Here is a 14,308-nt window from a genome sequence, read left to right as displayed (position 1 = left end):
GTTTGCGAGGTTGTTGCCGTGATCGACCCCGATGGTTTCCGTCCTAATGTCGGGATTATTCTTACGAATGATGCCGGACAGGTGCTATGGGCTCGCCGAATCAACCAAGATGCCTGGCAGTTTCCTCAAGGCGGGATCAACCCCGATGAAACCCCTGAAGACGCCTTGTACCGTGAGTTGAATGAAGAAGTAGGCCTTGAGCGCGAAGATGTGCAAATTCTGGCCTGTACCCGGGGCTGGTTGCGCTATCGTTTGCCGCAACGCCTGGTGCGTACCCACAGCCAACCGCTGTGCATCGGCCAGAAGCAGAAATGGTTTCTCCTGCGCCTGATCTCCAACGAGCAGCGGGTGCGGATGGATTTGACCGGTAAACCGGAGTTCGATGGCTGGCGCTGGGTCAGCTATTGGTACCCGTTGGGCCAGGTGGTGACATTCAAGCGCGAGGTTTATCGTCGCGCTCTCAAAGAGCTTGCCCCGCGCCTTTTATCGCGCGACTGACGACGGAGTTCGACCCCGAGCCATGCTCAATACGCTGCGCAAGATCGTCCAGGAAGTTAACTCCGCCAAGGATCTCAAGGCGGCGTTGGGGATTATTGTGTTGCGCGTCAAGGAAGCCATGGGCAGCCAGGTCTGCTCGGTTTACCTGCTGGACCCAGAGACCAACCGTTTTGTGCTGATGGCCACCGAGGGCTTGAACAAGCGCTCCATCGGCAAGGTCAGCATGGCGCCCAATGAAGGTCTGGTGGGCTTGGTAGGGACGCGTGAAGAACCCCTGAACCTCGAAAACGCGGCCGATCACCCGCGTTATCGCTACTTTGCCGAAACCGGCGAAGAGCGTTACGCCTCGTTCCTCGGCGCACCGATCATTCACCACCGCCGCGTCGTCGGCGTGTTGGTCATCCAGCAAAAAGAGCGTCGCCAGTTCGACGAAGGTGAAGAAGCCTTCCTCGTGACCATGAGCGCGCAGCTCGCCGGGGTTATTGCCCACGCCGAAGCCACTGGCTCGATTCGCGGCCTGGGGGGCCAGGGCAAGGGTATCCAGGAAGCCAAGTTCGTCGGCGTGCCGGGTTCGCCGGGTGCGGCGGTCGGTACTGCTGTGGTCATGTTGCCGCCGGCCGACCTCGATGTGGTGCCGGACAAGCACGTCGACGACATCGACGCTGAAATCAAACTGTTCAAGACGGCCCTGGAAGGCGTGCGCGCCGACATGCGCAACCTGTCGACCAAGCTGGCTACCCAGTTGCGCCCTGAAGAGCGCGCGCTGTTCGATGTGTACCAGATGATGCTCGACGACGCGTCCCTCGGGAACGAAGTCAAGACCGTGATTAAGACCGGCCAGTGGGCCCAGGGTGCGCTGCGCCAGGTGGTCACTGATCACGTCAACCGTTTCGAATTGATGGACGACGCCTACCTGCGCGAGCGGGCCTCGGATGTGCGTGACCTCGGTCGCCGTCTGCTGGCCTACCTGCAGGAAGACCGCACTACCAACCTGGTCTACCCTGACAACACCATCCTGATCAGTGAAGAACTGACCGCCACCATGCTCGGCGAAGTGCCCGAAGGCAAATTGGTGGGCCTGGTCTCGGTCCTGGGGTCGGGTAACTCCCACGTCGCGATTCTGGCCCGGGCCATGGGCATTCCGACGGTGATGGGCCTGGTCGACCTGCCGTATTCCAAGGTCGATGGCATCGACATGATCGTCGATGGGCATCGCGGCGAGGTGTTTACCAACCCCAGCGAAGTCCTGCGCAAGCAATACGCAGAGGTGGTGGAAGAAGAGAAGCAACTGGCGCTCGGGCTCGATTCGTTACGCGAATTGCCGTGCGTGACCCTCGACGGCCACCGCGTACCGCTGCTGGTCAACACCGGCCTGCTGGCCGATGTGGCCCGCGCGCAACAGCGCGGCGCCGAAGGGGTGGGGCTGTACCGCACCGAAGTGCCGTTCATGATCAACCAGCGTTTCCCGAGTGAGAAGGAGCAGCTGGCGATTTATCGCGAGCAACTGTCCGCCTTCCACCCGTTGCCGGTGACCATGCGCAGCCTGGACATCGGCGGCGACAAGTCACTGTCGTATTTCCCGATCAAGGAAGACAACCCCTTCCTCGGCTGGCGCGGTATTCGCGTCACCCTCGACCACCCTGAAATCTTCCTGGTGCAGACTCGTGCCATGCTCAAGGCCAGCGAAGGCCTGAACAACCTGCGTATCCTGCTGCCGATGATCTCCGGCACCCATGAGCTGGAAGAAGCCTTGCACCTGATCCACCGCGCCTGGGGCGAAGTGCGCGACGAAGGCGCCGACGTGCCGATGCCGCCGATTGGCGTGATGATCGAAATCCCGGCGGCGGTGTACCAGGCCAAGGAGCTGGCGCGGCAGGTGGACTTCCTGTCGGTGGGCTCCAACGACCTGACCCAGTACCTGCTGGCCGTGGACCGTAACAACCCACGGGTGGCCGACCTCTACGACTACCTGCACCCGGCGGTGCTGCAAGCCCTGCAACACGTGGTGCGCGACGCCCATGCCGAAGGCAAGTCGGTGAGCATCTGCGGTGAGATGGCCGGCGACCCGGCGGCGGCGGTGCTGTTGATGGCGATGGGCTTTGACAGCCTGTCGATGAACGCCACCAACCTGCCGAAGGTGAAGTGGATGCTGCGCCAGGTTGAGCTGAGCATGGCCAAGGATCTGCTGGCGGAGTTGATGACCATCGACAACCCGCAGGTTATCCACAGCTCGCTGCAATTGGCGCTGAAGAACCTGGGGCTGACGCGGATGATCAATCCGGCTTCCGCCAAAACCTTGTAGGAGCGAGGGTGACGCCTGGTTCTTGCTCGCGAAGAACGTCAACGATAACGCGGGGTGCCTGATTCCCCGCGGCGTTCTCAGGTTTTTCGCGAGCAAGAACTAGGCGTCACCCTCGCTCCTACAGGTTGATGTCTACCTCGCCCAACCGCCCACCATGCGGTCCAAAGCTTCGCTCCACCATCCGCCGCGTGCCATCGGCATTCACAATCAACGCCGTGCTCGCCCGTGTCCCATAACTCGGGCTGGCGATAAACACACTCGACAGCAGGCTCTCGGTCGCCAACCCCACGCCGGTATCCGGCAGCTCGGCAAACGGTGCAATCTGCGGATCGCTCAGAATCTCCAGTAGCGCTTCGGGCTGGGGATCGTTCAGCAACTCACTCAGCGCGGCTTTGGCCTTAAGCAGTTTCGGCCAAGGTGTATCCAGCCCTGCATTGGATAACCCATACACGCCGGCTTTCAACTGCGTCGGCTCGGTGTGATTGGCGTTGTAATGCCACAAAGCCTCCCGCGTCCCCACCAGCAGGTTAAATCCGGCATATTCAATCGAACGGCCGTTAACGTCGGCCAAATATTCGTCAATCGGTAGCGAACCACTGAGAAACCGCGCCACCAGTTCACCGCGGGACTTGCGTGCAGGCGGCTGGTGAGGATCACGGATGTTGGTCAGGGCGGCAAACCGCCCATCGGCATTAACTCCCAGCCAGGTGCCGCCGGCTTCCTGGTCGCGGCCGGCGTAGACTTCGGGCGCATCCGGCCACTGGGCCAGCGGCAGGCTGGGGCGGGCGTAGAACTCATCACGGTTGGCCGCGACGATCAGTGGCTGGGCATGGCCCGGCCGCCAGGCAAAAACAATCAGGCACATCAGGCGATTCCCTTTTGTGTTTTTAGCCACTCTACCCACACAGGCAGCAGCGTTCCATCGTATCCAGTTGGGTCGCATGCCTTCCATCCGTTAACATGCCGGACTTGGTTTGGGGGCTCCCATGGAATTTCTGCTGTATTTGCTGCTGGGCGCATGTGCGGGTGTGCTCGCCGGGCTGTTTGGCGTGGGCGGCGGGATCATCATTGTGCCGGTGCTGGTGTTCAGCTTCACCTTGCAGGGCTTCGACCCGCAGGTGCTGACCCACCTGGCCGTGGGCACGTCCCTGGCAACAATCATCTTTACCTCGGTCAATGCCGTGCGTGAGCACCACCGACGTGGCGCGGTGCGTTGGCCGATCTTTGTATGGATGACCGTGGGTATCCTGCTCGGCGCCGGTTTTGGTGCGCTGACCGCCGAAGCGATTTCCGGCCCCAACTTGCAGAAGATCATCGGCGTATTCGCCCTGATCATCGCCGTGCAACTGGCCCTGGAGGTCAAACCCAAGGCCAGCCGCACGGTGCCGGGCAAGCTTGGCCTGACCCTGGCCGGTACCGTGATCGGCTGGGCTTCGGCGATTTTCGGCATCGGCGGCGGCTCGCTGACCGTGCCGTTTCTGACCTGGCGCAGCGTGCCGATGCAACAGGCGGTGGCCACCTCGTCCGCCTGTGGCCTGCCGATTGCCCTGGCCGGTGCATTAAGTTTCATGATTCTGGGCTGGCATGACCCGCTGTTGCCCGCTCATAGTCTAGGGTTCGTGTATTTGCCGGCGCTGCTGGGCATTGCCCTGACCAGCATGGTGTTTGCCCGTTTCGGCGCACGCCTGGCGCACCGGTTGTCGCCGCGCTTGCTCAAGCGGTTGTTCGCCGGCTTGCTGTTTTGTGTCGGTTTGAATTTTTTGCTGTAACGCAGGCTTAATCGCGCCCGGGCATGGTCCGGTCGCCATAACGAATGATTTAACGAGGAGTCGCAATGCTGCCTTACCCGCAGATCGACCCGGTGGCCCTGGCCATCGGTCCGCTGAAAATCCACTGGTACGGGTTGATGTACCTGATCGGCATCGGCGGTGCATGGCTGCTGGCCTCCCGGCGCCTGAACCGTTTCGACCCGACCTGGACCAAGGAGAAGCTCTCCGACATGGTGTTCTGGTTGTCGATGGGCGTTATTGTCGGCGGGCGACTGGGGTATGTGCTGTTTTACGATCTCTCTGCCTACATCGCCAACCCGACGCTGATCTTTGAAGTGTGGAAAGGCGGCATGGCATTCCACGGTGGCTTTATCGGCGTGATGATCGCCGCCTGGTGGTTCGGCCGTCGTAACGGCAAGTCGTTCTTCCAACTGATGGACTTCGTCGCGCCCCTGGTGCCGATCGGCCTGGGGGCCGGGCGCATCGGTAACTTCATCAACGCCGAGTTGTGGGGCAAGCCGACCGACGTGCCGTGGGCCATGGTGTTCCCGCCGTTCAGCGACCCGGCGCAACTGCCTCGCCATCCGTCGCAGCTCTACCAGTTCGCGTTGGAAGGGGTGGCACTGTTCCTTATCCTGTACCTCTTCTCGCGCAAACCGCGCCCGACCATGGCCGTTTCCGGCATGTTTGCTCTGTTCTACGGGATCTTCCGTTTCATCGTCGAATTCGTGCGCGTGCCGGATGCCCAACTGGGCTACCTGGCGTGGGGCTGGCTGACCATGGGGCAAGTGCTCAGCATTCCGATGATCCTGGTCGGCCTGGGCTTGCTGTGGTGGGCGTACAACCGCCCGCAACCGCTGAAGAACACCGCGCTTTAAATTCGAATTCCGGGGCCTGCGAGGTCCCGGCTTCAACGATACAGGTAATGACATGAAGCAATATCTCGAACTACTGAACGACGTCGTGACCAATGGATTGACCAAGGGCGATCGCACCGGCACCGGCACCAAGGCCGTGTTCGCCCGTCAGTATCGGCATAACTTGGCCGACGGCTTCCCGTTGCTGACCACCAAGAAGCTTCACTTCAAAAGCATCGCCAACGAGCTGATCTGGATGTTGAGCGGCAACACCAACATCAAGTGGCTGAATGAAAACGGCGTGAAAATCTGGGACGAATGGGCCACCGAAGAAGGTGACCTGGGCCCGGTGTACGGCGAGCAGTGGACCGCCTGGCCGACCAAGGACGGCGGCACGATCAACCAGATCGACTACATGGTGCACACGCTCAAGACCAACCCCAACAGCCGTCGCATCCTGTTCCACGGCTGGAACGTCGAGTACCTGCCGGACGAAACCAAGAGCCCGCAGGAAAACGCGCGCAACGGCAAACAAGCCCTGCCACCGTGCCACCTGCTGTACCAGGCGTTCGTGCATGACGGCCATCTGTCGATGCAGTTGTACATCCGCAGTTCCGACGTGTTCCTCGGCCTGCCGTACAACACCGCCGCCCTGGCGCTGCTGACCCACATGCTGGCCCAGCAATGCGACTTGATCCCCCACGAGATCATCGTCACCACCGGCGACACCCACGCCTACAGCAACCACATGGAACAGATCCAGACCCAGCTGGCGCGCACGCCGAAGAAGCTGCCGGAACTGGTGATCAAGCGTAAGCCTGCGTCGATCTACGATTACAAGTTCGAAGACTTTGAAATCGTGGGCTATGACGCTGATCCAAGCATCAAGGCCGATGTCGCCATCTAGAGTCTGACGGTGTCCAGTGTGGAAGGGGACAAGCCCCCTCCCACATTTGGCCTGTTTAATGGCCGTGGCTTCTGCCCACATGTGAAGGCTCGGCCTCGCTGGCGGCAACACCTCCGCTGACCTCCAGCTGCTGCAAAATCCCACAGTGGTCCCCGCCGCCACAGCGTTGACGCAGGTCCAGCAACTGCTCCTGCAACGCCAACAGCCCATCAATCCGCGCTTTCACATGGTGGATATGCTCATCAATCAAGGCATTCACATTTTCGCACTGGTCCTGGGGGCTGTCCCGTAAGCCGAGCAAACTGCGGATTTCTTCCAGGGTCATGTCGAGGCTGCGGCAGTTGCGGATGAAGATCAGCCGCTCGGTGTGCGCCTGGGTATACACGCGGTAGTTGGCCTCGGTGCGTGCCGGGGGTGGCAGCAGGCCTTCTTTCTCGTAATAACGGATGGTTTCCACCGGGCAGTCGGTCAGTTTGGCCAGTTCGCCGATCTTCATCGCAGCAATCTCCAAATGGGTGCTTGACCCTATAGTGGCTACAGGGTCTTTACTTGGCAACAGGCACCTTACGGACGCGACCTGATGAGCGATTCCATTCACACCCCGCATAAGCACGACCATGACCACGACCACGATCATGGCCCGAAGAAACTCACGCCTGTGCATGACCACGGTCATGGCGGTTCGTGCTGTTCCGGCACGCCCGCGCCTGCACTGGTGCAGTTGAGCGAGGCGCCTACCGCCGGTTCGCGCCTGAGCACCTTCCGCATCGAAGCCATGGACTGCCCCACCGAGCAGACGCTGATCCAGAACAAACTGGGCAAGCTGGCCGGTGTGCAGCAGCTGGAATTCAACCTGATCAACCGCATCCTCGGCGTCACCCATGATCTGCCGAGCACCGCGCCGATCATCGATGCGATCAAGTCCCTGGGCATGCAGGCCGACCCGATCGTGGAGGGTACCCCGGCCGCCGAGCCGCCTGCCAAGAAGCATTGGTGGCCGTTGGCGTTGTCCGGTGTGGGGGCGTTGGGCGCAGAAATACTGCACTTCACCAACGCCGCGCCGACCTGGGTCATCGCCATCGTGGCACTGGTGTCGATCCTCAGCGGTGGCCTCACCACCTACAAGAAGGGCTGGATCGCCCTGAAAAACCTCAACCTGAACATCAACGCGCTGATGAGTATCGCGGTCACCGGCGCGATCCTGATTGGCCAGTGGCCGGAAGCGGCGATGGTGATGTTCCTGTTCACCGTGGCCGAGTTGATAGAAGCCAAGTCCCTGGACCGTGCGCGCAATGCCATCAGTGGCTTGATGCAGATGACACCGGAACAGGCCACGGTTCAGCAGGCTGATGGCCGCTGGATTGAAACGGAGGTCAAAAGCATTGAACTGGGCGCAATCGTGCGGGTAAAACCTGGCGAGCGCATTGGTCTGGACGGTGAAGTCACCGCCGGCCAATCCACCATCGACCAGGCGCCGATCACCGGTGAAAGCCTGCCGATTGAAAAGACCGTGGGCGATAAAGTCTTCGCCGGCACCATCAACCAGGCCGGTTCCCTGGAGTACAAGGTCACGGCGGCCGCCAACAACTCCACCCTGGCCCGCATCATCCATGCGGTGGAACAGGCTCAGGGCGCACGGGCACCTACCCAGCGTTTTGTCGATAGCTTCTCGAAAATCTACACCCCGGCCGTGTTCCTGTTCGCCCTGGGCGTGGCCGTAATCCCACCGCTGTTCATGGCTGGCGCCTGGTTCGACTGGATCTACCGCGCCCTGGTGCTGCTGGTGGTGGCGTGCCCTTGCGCTTTGGTGATTTCCACCCCGGTGACCATCGTCAGCGGCCTGGCGGCTGCGGCGCGCAAAGGCATCCTGATCAAGGGCGGCGTGTACCTGGAGGGCGGATACAAGCTGGACTACCTGGCGCTGGACAAGACCGGCACTATCACCCACGGCAAGCCGGTGCAAACCGATTACCTTGCGCTGTTCCCCACTGTCGAAGACAGCGCCCCGGCCCTGGCTGCCAGTTTGGCCGGGCGTTCCGACCACCCGGTGTCCCTGGCAATCGCCAACGCGGCTGTGGATAAAAACCTGCCTGTGCACGTTGTGGATAACTTCGAAGCCCTGGCCGGTCGCGGCGTGCGCGGCGATATCAATGGCCAGACCTACCACTTGGGCAACCACCGCCTCGTGGAAGACCTGGGCTTATGCTCGCCGGAGCTGGAGGAAAAACTGTTTGCCCTGGAGAAACAAGGCAAGTCCGTGGTGCTGTTGCTCGACACGTCCGGCCCGCTGGCCCTGTTCGCGGTGGCCGACACGGTCAAGGACAGCAGCCGCGAAGCCATCCAGCAATTGCATGAGCTGGGCATCAAGACCCTGATGCTCACCGGCGACAACACCCACACCGCCCAGGCGATTGCCGCTCAGGTCGGCATCGACCAGGCTCAGGGCGACCTGTTGCCCACCGACAAACTGCACGCCATCGAAACCCTCTACGGCCAAGGCTACCGGGTTGGCATGGTCGGCGACGGCATCAACGACGCCCCGGCCCTGGCGCGCGCCGAGATTGGCTTTGCGATGGCTGCAGCAGGTACCGACACCGCCATCGAAACTGCCGACGTCGCCTTGATGGACGATGATTTGCGCAAGATTCCGGCATTCATTCGTTTGTCGCGGCAAACGTCGAGTATCCTCAAGCAGAACATCACCCTGGCGCTGGTGATCAAGGCGATCTTCCTGGTGGTCACGTTCCTGGGCATGGCTACCATGTGGATGGCGGTGTTCGCCGACATGGGCGTGGCCCTGCTGGTGGTGTTCAATGGCCTGCGCCTGTTGCGCAAATAGAGGATGAGAGGGTGGTGTGCTGAGTGCCGAGCTGAAGGCGTTTTTTATGGTTGCCCGCCTGGGCAGCATCACCCAGGCGGCGAAAAAACTCGGCCTGAGCCAGCCCACGGTCACCACCCAGATTCGCAACCTGGAAAGCCAGTACGGCGTTGAGCTGTTCTACCGTGGCGGGCGCCGCCTCACCGTCAGCGACGAGGGCGCGCGCCTGCTGCCGATGGTCAAGACGTTGCTGCAGCAGGAAGCGGACATCGAGTTTTTCCTGCGTAACAGCGGCCAGGTCCAGGGGGCGCTGAGAATCGCCGCGACGGCGCCGTACTACATCCTCGACCTGGTCAAAGCCTTTCGCGAACGCCTGCCGCACGTGGAAGTGTCGGTGGAAATCGGCAACTCCCAGCAGGTGCTCGAAGCACTGGACGATTACCGCGTCGATGTCGCCGCGTCCTCGCAGTTGCTCGAAGACCCGCGCCTGATCCGCCGCGTATTGGGCACCGATCCCCTGGTGTTGGCGGTGCACCGCAATCACCCACTGGCCAAGCTCGACCATGTACCGCTCAGTGCGTTGGCCGGGCATACGTTGTTGATGCGTGAAGCGGGCTCAACCACGCGACGGCTTACGGAAGAGATGCTGCAAGGTGCGGGCGTGAATTACGGGCCACTGCTGGAAATCGGCAGCCGTGAATCGATCCGCGAAGCGGTGCTGCGCAATATCGGCATCAGCATCATCGCCCGCCAGGAAGTGCCCCATGACCCACAATTGCGGGTGCTGACCATCGAGAATGCGCCGCAGATTCCGGAGTACCTGTACTGCCTCAAGGAAAGAAAAGGCGCTCGCCTGCCGGCGGCGTTTTTGGGGTTGGCGCAGGAAATGTCGCCGATCTAAAGCCTTGTAGTGGCTTTGGGGACCAATCGGGAGCAAGCCCCCTCCCACATTTGACCGAGTTCCAACATGGAAATGCGGTCACCTGTGGGAGGGGGCTTGCCCCCGATTGCGGTAGACCAGGCAACCCGTCTCTAAATGGCCTACCCAAATCTACGAATACCACTATCGCCGCGTTTTGCCTTTCTGCCACAAGAGGGACGCATTGCCTGCCTAGCATGGCCTTCATCAGTTTGATGAGGTGCCACCATGAACACAGCCCTGACCCAACCCGGCGCGCCGATGAACGTGCGCGGTATCCAGAAACGCTTCGGCGCTTTTACTGCGTTGGACAATGTGTCCCTGGACGTAGCTGCCGGCGAGCTGGTGTGCCTGCTGGGCCCTTCCGGCTGCGGCAAGACCACGTTGCTGCGCTGCATCGCCGGCCTGGAACGCCAGGACAGCGGCGAACTTTACCTGGGTGATCGCGATGTTTCCCGGCTGCCGCCCCAGGCTCGGGACTACGGCATTTTGTTCCAGTCCTACGCGCTGTTTCCCAATCTCACCGTCGAAGCGAACATCGGCTACGGCCTCACCGGCAGCGGTCGCGATGAAGTGCGCCAGCGTGTCGGACAGATGCTTGAACTGGTGGGGCTACTCGGCAGTGAAAAGAAGTACCCCGGCCAACTCTCCGGCGGCCAGCAGCAGCGCGTCGCCCTGGCCCGTGCGCTGGCGCCGGCCCCGTCGTTGCTGTTGCTGGATGAGCCGATGTCGGCCCTCGATGCCCGCGTGCGCGAACATCTGTGCACCGAGCTGCGCCAGCTGCAACGGCGCCTCGGTATCACCACCCTGATGGTCACCCACAACCAGGACGAAGCGATGTTGATGGCCGACCGCATTGCCGTGATGAACAACGGCAAGGTCGAGCAATACGCTACGCCCCAGGAAATCTACGACCGCCCGGCCACGCCGTTTGTGGCGGAGTTTGTCGGCCAGGGCAATTGGCTGCCGTTCAGCCGCAACAGTGCCAGCCATGCCCAGGTCGGCGGGATGAGCATGCGCCTGGCCGAGGATGCCGGCGGGGCCAAGTCCGGCCGGCTGTTCTGCCGCCCGGAAGCCATCAGCGTCAACCCGCCGGTGCATGAAGAAAACCTGTTCCCGGCCAAGGTCCGCGAGATCACCTTCCTCGGCAACCGCTGCCGCATGAGCTTTGAGCTGGAGCAACTGCCCGGCCATCCGCTGCTTGCCGAGCTGGCCCCGGAAGCCATGCCGCGCCTGGGCGCCCAGGACATCTGGGTCGCCTTGCCGCCGCGCAGCCTGCAGGTGTTTGCCTGACATGGCCGCTGTCATGACGCTGCCGCGCCAGGTGTCCCGCGCCGAAACCGGCGACCGTATTTTCGTGGTCGGCGGCAAACTGCTCTGGCTGTTGCTGCTGGGCATCGCCGTATTGCTGCCACTGTTGGCGATCTTCTGGCGTGGCTTCAGCAGTGAAGCCGGGCAGGGCGGTGGCCTGGTCGCCGCACGGGCGTTGGTCTCCAGCGCCAACTTCCACTGGCTGCTGGGCAATAGCCTGAAAGTCTCCCTCAGCGTAGCGGCCATTGTCGTACCGCTGGCCTACCTGTTTGCCTACGCTCTGCAACGCACGTTGATTCCCGGCAAGGCCCTCTGGCGAGGCCTGTCGCTGCTGCCGCTGATGGCACCGTCGATGCTGCCAGGGATTGCACTGGTCTACCTGTTCGGTAACCAGGGCATGCTGCGCGGGCTGCTCTCGGACAACATCTACGGCTTCTGGGGCATTGTGCTCGGTGAAGTGATCTACACCTTCCCCCATGCCCTGATGATTTTGCTCTCGGCGCTGTCCCTGGCCGATGCGCGTCTGTTCGACGCGGCCTCGAGCATGGGCGCCAGCCCTGCGCGGGCGTTCCGCAGCATCACCTGGCCGGCCACGCGCCAGGCGGTGTTTGCGGCGTTTTGCCTGGTGTTCACCCTGACCATCACGGATTTCGGCGTGCCCGTGGTGGTCGGTGGGGATTATCAAGTGCTGGCGCTGGAAGCCTACAAGGCGGTGGTCGGCCAGCAACAGTTTGGTCGGGGTGCGTTGATCGGCATGGTGCTGCTGCTGCCGGCGCTGTTCAGCTTTGGCGTCGATGCCTGGTTGCGTCGGCGCCAAGGCGATGGCATGAGTGGCCGCGCCCAAGTCTTCCGGCCGGTGCCGTCGCGTTTAAGGGATGGTTGCTATCTGCTCATCGTGCTGCTGATTTGTGCCGTGTTGCTGCTGGTGTTCGGCATGGCGGTGTACTCCTCGCTGGTGAAGTTCTGGCCGTACAACCTGTCGCTGTCGCTCAGCCACTACCAGTTCGAAGACACGGCCGGCGGCGGCTGGCTGGCCTATCGCAACAGCCTGACCCTGGCGTTGTGCACGGCATTGATCGGCAGCGTATTGATCTTCACCGGCGCCTACCTGATGGAAAAGACCAAGGGCCAGAAGGGCCTGAACCTGGCGCTGCGCATGCTCAGCTTTGTGCCGATGGCCGTGCCGGGGTTGGTGCTGGGCCTGGGCTACGTGTTCTTTTTCAACCTGAGCGGCAACCCGCTGCATGTGTTCTACGGCACCATGACCCTGCTGGTGGTGTGCACCATTGCTCACTATTTGACCACCGCACAGATGACCGCCACCACCGCGCTGCGCCAGCTGGACGCCGAGTTCGAAGCGGCTGCGCTGTCGCTCAAGGCGCCGCTGTATCGCCATTACTTGAAAGTCACCGTGCCGATCTGCCTGCCGGCGCTGCTGGACATCGTGCGCTACCTGTTTGTGTCGGCGATGACCACCGTCTCCGCCGCGATCTTCCTCTACAGCCCCGACACCATCCTCGCCGCCGTCGCCGTGTTGAACATGGACGACGCCGGCAATGTGGGCGGCGCGGCGGCCATGTCGACCCTGATCCTGTTCACCTCGGCCGGCGTTTCGCTGCTGCTGGCGTGGGCTTCACGTGGCGCGCTGCGCCGCTCCCAAGCCTGGCGCCAGACCGCGCCCGGCCAATAAACATCCCTGAAGGAGGTGCTCCATGTTCAAGCCCCTGGCGCTGGTCGCTGCCGTACTCACTGCATTCAGCCTGAATGCTTTCGCCAAGACCGAGTTGACCGTGTACACGGCCCTTGAAGCCGAGCAGTTGAAGACCTACAAAAAAGCCTTCGAACAGGCCAACCCCGACGTCGAGATCAAATGGGTGCGCGACTCCACCGGCATCATTACCGCCAAGTTGCTGGCCGAAAAAGACCGCCCGCAAGCCGACGTGGTCTGGGGCCTGGCCGCGTCGAGCCTGGCGATCCTCGATCAGCAAGGCATGCTGGACAACTACGCCCCTAAGGACCTGGACAAGATCGGCAAGCATTACCGTGACGCCGCCAACCCACCGGCCTGGGTCGGCATGGATGTGTGGGCCGCGACCATTTGCTTCAATACGGTCGAAGCCGAGAAACAGGGCCTGACCAAGCCGGTGAGCTGGCAAGACCTGACCAAGCCCGAGTACAAGGGCAAGATCGTAATGCCCAACCCGGCATCGTCCGGCACCGGCTTCCTGGATGTGAGCGCCTGGCTGCAAACCTTCGGCGAGAAGCAGGGCTGGCAGTACATGGACGACTTGCACCAGAACATCGGCCAATACGTACATTCGGGCTCCAAGCCCTGCAAGCTGGCGGCTTCCGGTGAGTTCCCGATCGGTATTTCCTTTGAGTATCCGGCCGTGCAGCTGAAGCGCCAGGGCGCACCGCTGGACATCATCCTGCCGAAGGAAGGCCTGGGCTGGGACATCGAAGCCACCGCCGTGATCAAGGGCACCGCCCATGCGGACGCCGCCAGAAAGCTCGCCGACTTTTCCGCCAGTACAGCGGCGATGGACCTGTACAAGGACAATTTCGCCGTGCTCGCCCAGCCGGGGATCGCCAAGCCGCAGACCGAATTGCCGGCCGACTACGAGCAGCGTTTGATCAAGAACGACTTTGCCTGGGCGTCGAAGAATCGCGACAGCATTTTGACCGAGTGGCGTAAGCGCTATGACGGCAAGTCGGAGAAGGTGGCGGGGCAGTAAGGTTTTCGTTAGGGCTACTGGCCTCATCGGGAGCAAGCCCCCTCCCACATTTGGAATGCGTACCCCTGTGGGAGGGGGCTTGCCCCGGTACAAACCGGGGACATCGTTTACATTTCTAACCGGGGACATGGTTTACAGGCTAATACGCATGATCAGGAGGTAACTGATCATGCCCTGGAACCAAGAGTCCCC

General features: G+C 61.9%; 12 protein-coding genes. 10 read left to right on the top strand and 2 right to left on the bottom strand.

The features are described from left to right. Positions 1–18 precede the first annotated feature (18 nt). Together HCF10_RS28030 and ptsP are read left to right on the top strand one after the other, a co-directional pair. On the top strand, positions 19–498 hold the full coding sequence (locus HCF10_RS28030) for an RNA pyrophosphohydrolase (protein WP_053128161.1): 480 nt from the start codon (positions 19–21) through the stop codon (positions 496–498). 22 nt (positions 499–520) lie between these two features. Further along, positions 521–2,800: a phosphoenolpyruvate--protein phosphotransferase gene (ptsP, locus tag HCF10_RS28025; RefSeq protein ID WP_167656834.1), complete on the top strand. Its 2,280-nt coding sequence runs from the start codon at positions 521–523 to the stop codon at positions 2,798–2,800. A gap of 118 nt (positions 2,801–2,918) precedes the next feature. On the opposite strand, the gene HCF10_RS28020 is transcribed toward ptsP, so the two are convergent. Then, positions 2,919–3,665 carry an NRDE family protein gene (locus HCF10_RS28020; RefSeq protein ID WP_131697542.1) on the bottom strand — a complete coding sequence of 249 codons (747 nt, stop codon included), beginning with the start codon at positions 3,663–3,665 and terminating at the stop codon, positions 2,919–2,921. A gap of 121 nt (positions 3,666–3,786) precedes the next feature. On the opposite strand from HCF10_RS28020, the gene HCF10_RS28015 reads away from it, so the two are divergent. The 3 genes from HCF10_RS28015 (at position 3,787) to HCF10_RS28005 (ending at position 6,333) form a co-directional block, all read left to right on the top strand. After that, positions 3,787–4,569, top strand: a complete 783-nt coding sequence (locus HCF10_RS28015; RefSeq protein ID WP_131697541.1) for a sulfite exporter TauE/SafE family protein — start codon at positions 3,787–3,789, stop codon at positions 4,567–4,569. A gap of 65 nt (positions 4,570–4,634) precedes the next feature. Continuing rightward, positions 4,635–5,447, top strand: a complete 813-nt coding sequence (gene lgt, locus HCF10_RS28010; RefSeq protein WP_090401608.1) for a prolipoprotein diacylglyceryl transferase — start codon at positions 4,635–4,637, stop codon at positions 5,445–5,447. 52 nt (positions 5,448–5,499) lie between these two features. Further along, positions 5,500–6,333 (top strand): thymidylate synthase, encoded by an 834-nt coding sequence (locus tag HCF10_RS28005; protein WP_090401609.1) that lies wholly within the window; start codon positions 5,500–5,502, stop codon positions 6,331–6,333. Between the two features lie 55 nt (positions 6,334–6,388). Here the strand turns inward: HCF10_RS28005 and cadR are convergent, their stop codons facing one another. Further along, a complete protein-coding gene (gene cadR, locus HCF10_RS28000) occupies positions 6,389–6,829 on the bottom strand; it encodes a Cd(II)/Pb(II)-responsive transcriptional regulator (protein ID WP_131697539.1) in 441 nt (146 codons plus the stop codon). 84 nt (positions 6,830–6,913) lie between these two features. Between cadR and HCF10_RS27995 the strand changes: the two genes are divergently transcribed. From HCF10_RS27995 to HCF10_RS27975, 5 genes are all read left to right on the top strand, one after another. Then, on the top strand, positions 6,914–9,172 hold the full coding sequence (locus HCF10_RS27995; RefSeq protein WP_167656833.1) for a heavy metal translocating P-type ATPase: 2,259 nt from the start codon (positions 6,914–6,916) through the stop codon (positions 9,170–9,172). A gap of 16 nt (positions 9,173–9,188) precedes the next feature. After that, positions 9,189–10,052 (top strand): LysR family transcriptional regulator, encoded by an 864-nt coding sequence (locus HCF10_RS27990; protein ID WP_167656832.1) that lies wholly within the window; start codon positions 9,189–9,191, stop codon positions 10,050–10,052. A gap of 246 nt (positions 10,053–10,298) precedes the next feature. Continuing rightward, positions 10,299–11,363 carry a putative 2-aminoethylphosphonate ABC transporter ATP-binding protein gene (locus tag HCF10_RS27985; protein ID WP_167656831.1) on the top strand — a complete coding sequence of 355 codons (1,065 nt, stop codon included), beginning with the start codon at positions 10,299–10,301 and terminating at the stop codon, positions 11,361–11,363. 1 nt (position 11,364) lies between these two features. Continuing rightward, positions 11,365–13,071, top strand: coding sequence for a putative 2-aminoethylphosphonate ABC transporter permease subunit (locus HCF10_RS27980; protein ID WP_167656830.1), 1,707 nt, complete (start codon positions 11,365–11,367; stop codon positions 13,069–13,071). Between the two features lie 22 nt (positions 13,072–13,093). Then, a complete protein-coding gene (locus HCF10_RS27975; protein ID WP_167656829.1) occupies positions 13,094–14,116 on the top strand; it encodes a putative 2-aminoethylphosphonate ABC transporter substrate-binding protein in 1,023 nt (340 codons plus the stop codon). Positions 14,117–14,308: the final 192 nt, after the last annotated feature.

It is taken from the genome of Pseudomonas sp. B14(2022) (genome assembly GCF_012030485.1).
GTDB lineage: Bacteria > Pseudomonadota > Gammaproteobacteria > Pseudomonadales > Pseudomonadaceae > Aquipseudomonas.
This window is presented reverse-complemented; position numbering and strand designations above follow the sequence as displayed.

Bases quoted from the DNA above. Each gene is read 5' to 3' on its own strand.
- HCF10_RS27975 (WP_167656829.1), top strand. From the start codon at position 13,094: ATGTTCAAGCCCCTGGCGCTGGTCGCTGCCGTACTCACTGCATTCAGC.
- HCF10_RS27985 (WP_167656831.1), top strand. From the start codon at position 10,299: ATGAACACAGCCCTGACCCAACCCGGCGCGCCGATGAACGTGCGCGGT.
- HCF10_RS28020 (WP_131697542.1), bottom strand. From the start codon at position 3,665: ATGTGCCTGATTGTTTTTGCCTGGCGGCCGGGCCATGCCCAGCCACTG.
- HCF10_RS28005 (WP_090401609.1), top strand. From the start codon at position 5,500: ATGAAGCAATATCTCGAACTACTGAACGACGTCGTGACCAATGGATTG.
- HCF10_RS27980 (WP_167656830.1), top strand. From the start codon at position 11,365: ATGGCCGCTGTCATGACGCTGCCGCGCCAGGTGTCCCGCGCCGAAACC.
- ptsP (WP_167656834.1), top strand. From the start codon at position 521: ATGCTCAATACGCTGCGCAAGATCGTCCAGGAAGTTAACTCCGCCAAG.
- HCF10_RS27995 (WP_167656833.1), top strand. From the start codon at position 6,914: ATGAGCGATTCCATTCACACCCCGCATAAGCACGACCATGACCACGAC.
- cadR (WP_131697539.1), bottom strand. From the start codon at position 6,829: ATGAAGATCGGCGAACTGGCCAAACTGACCGACTGCCCGGTGGAAACC.
- HCF10_RS28015 (WP_131697541.1), top strand. From the start codon at position 3,787: ATGGAATTTCTGCTGTATTTGCTGCTGGGCGCATGTGCGGGTGTGCTC.
- lgt (WP_090401608.1), top strand. From the start codon at position 4,635: ATGCTGCCTTACCCGCAGATCGACCCGGTGGCCCTGGCCATCGGTCCG.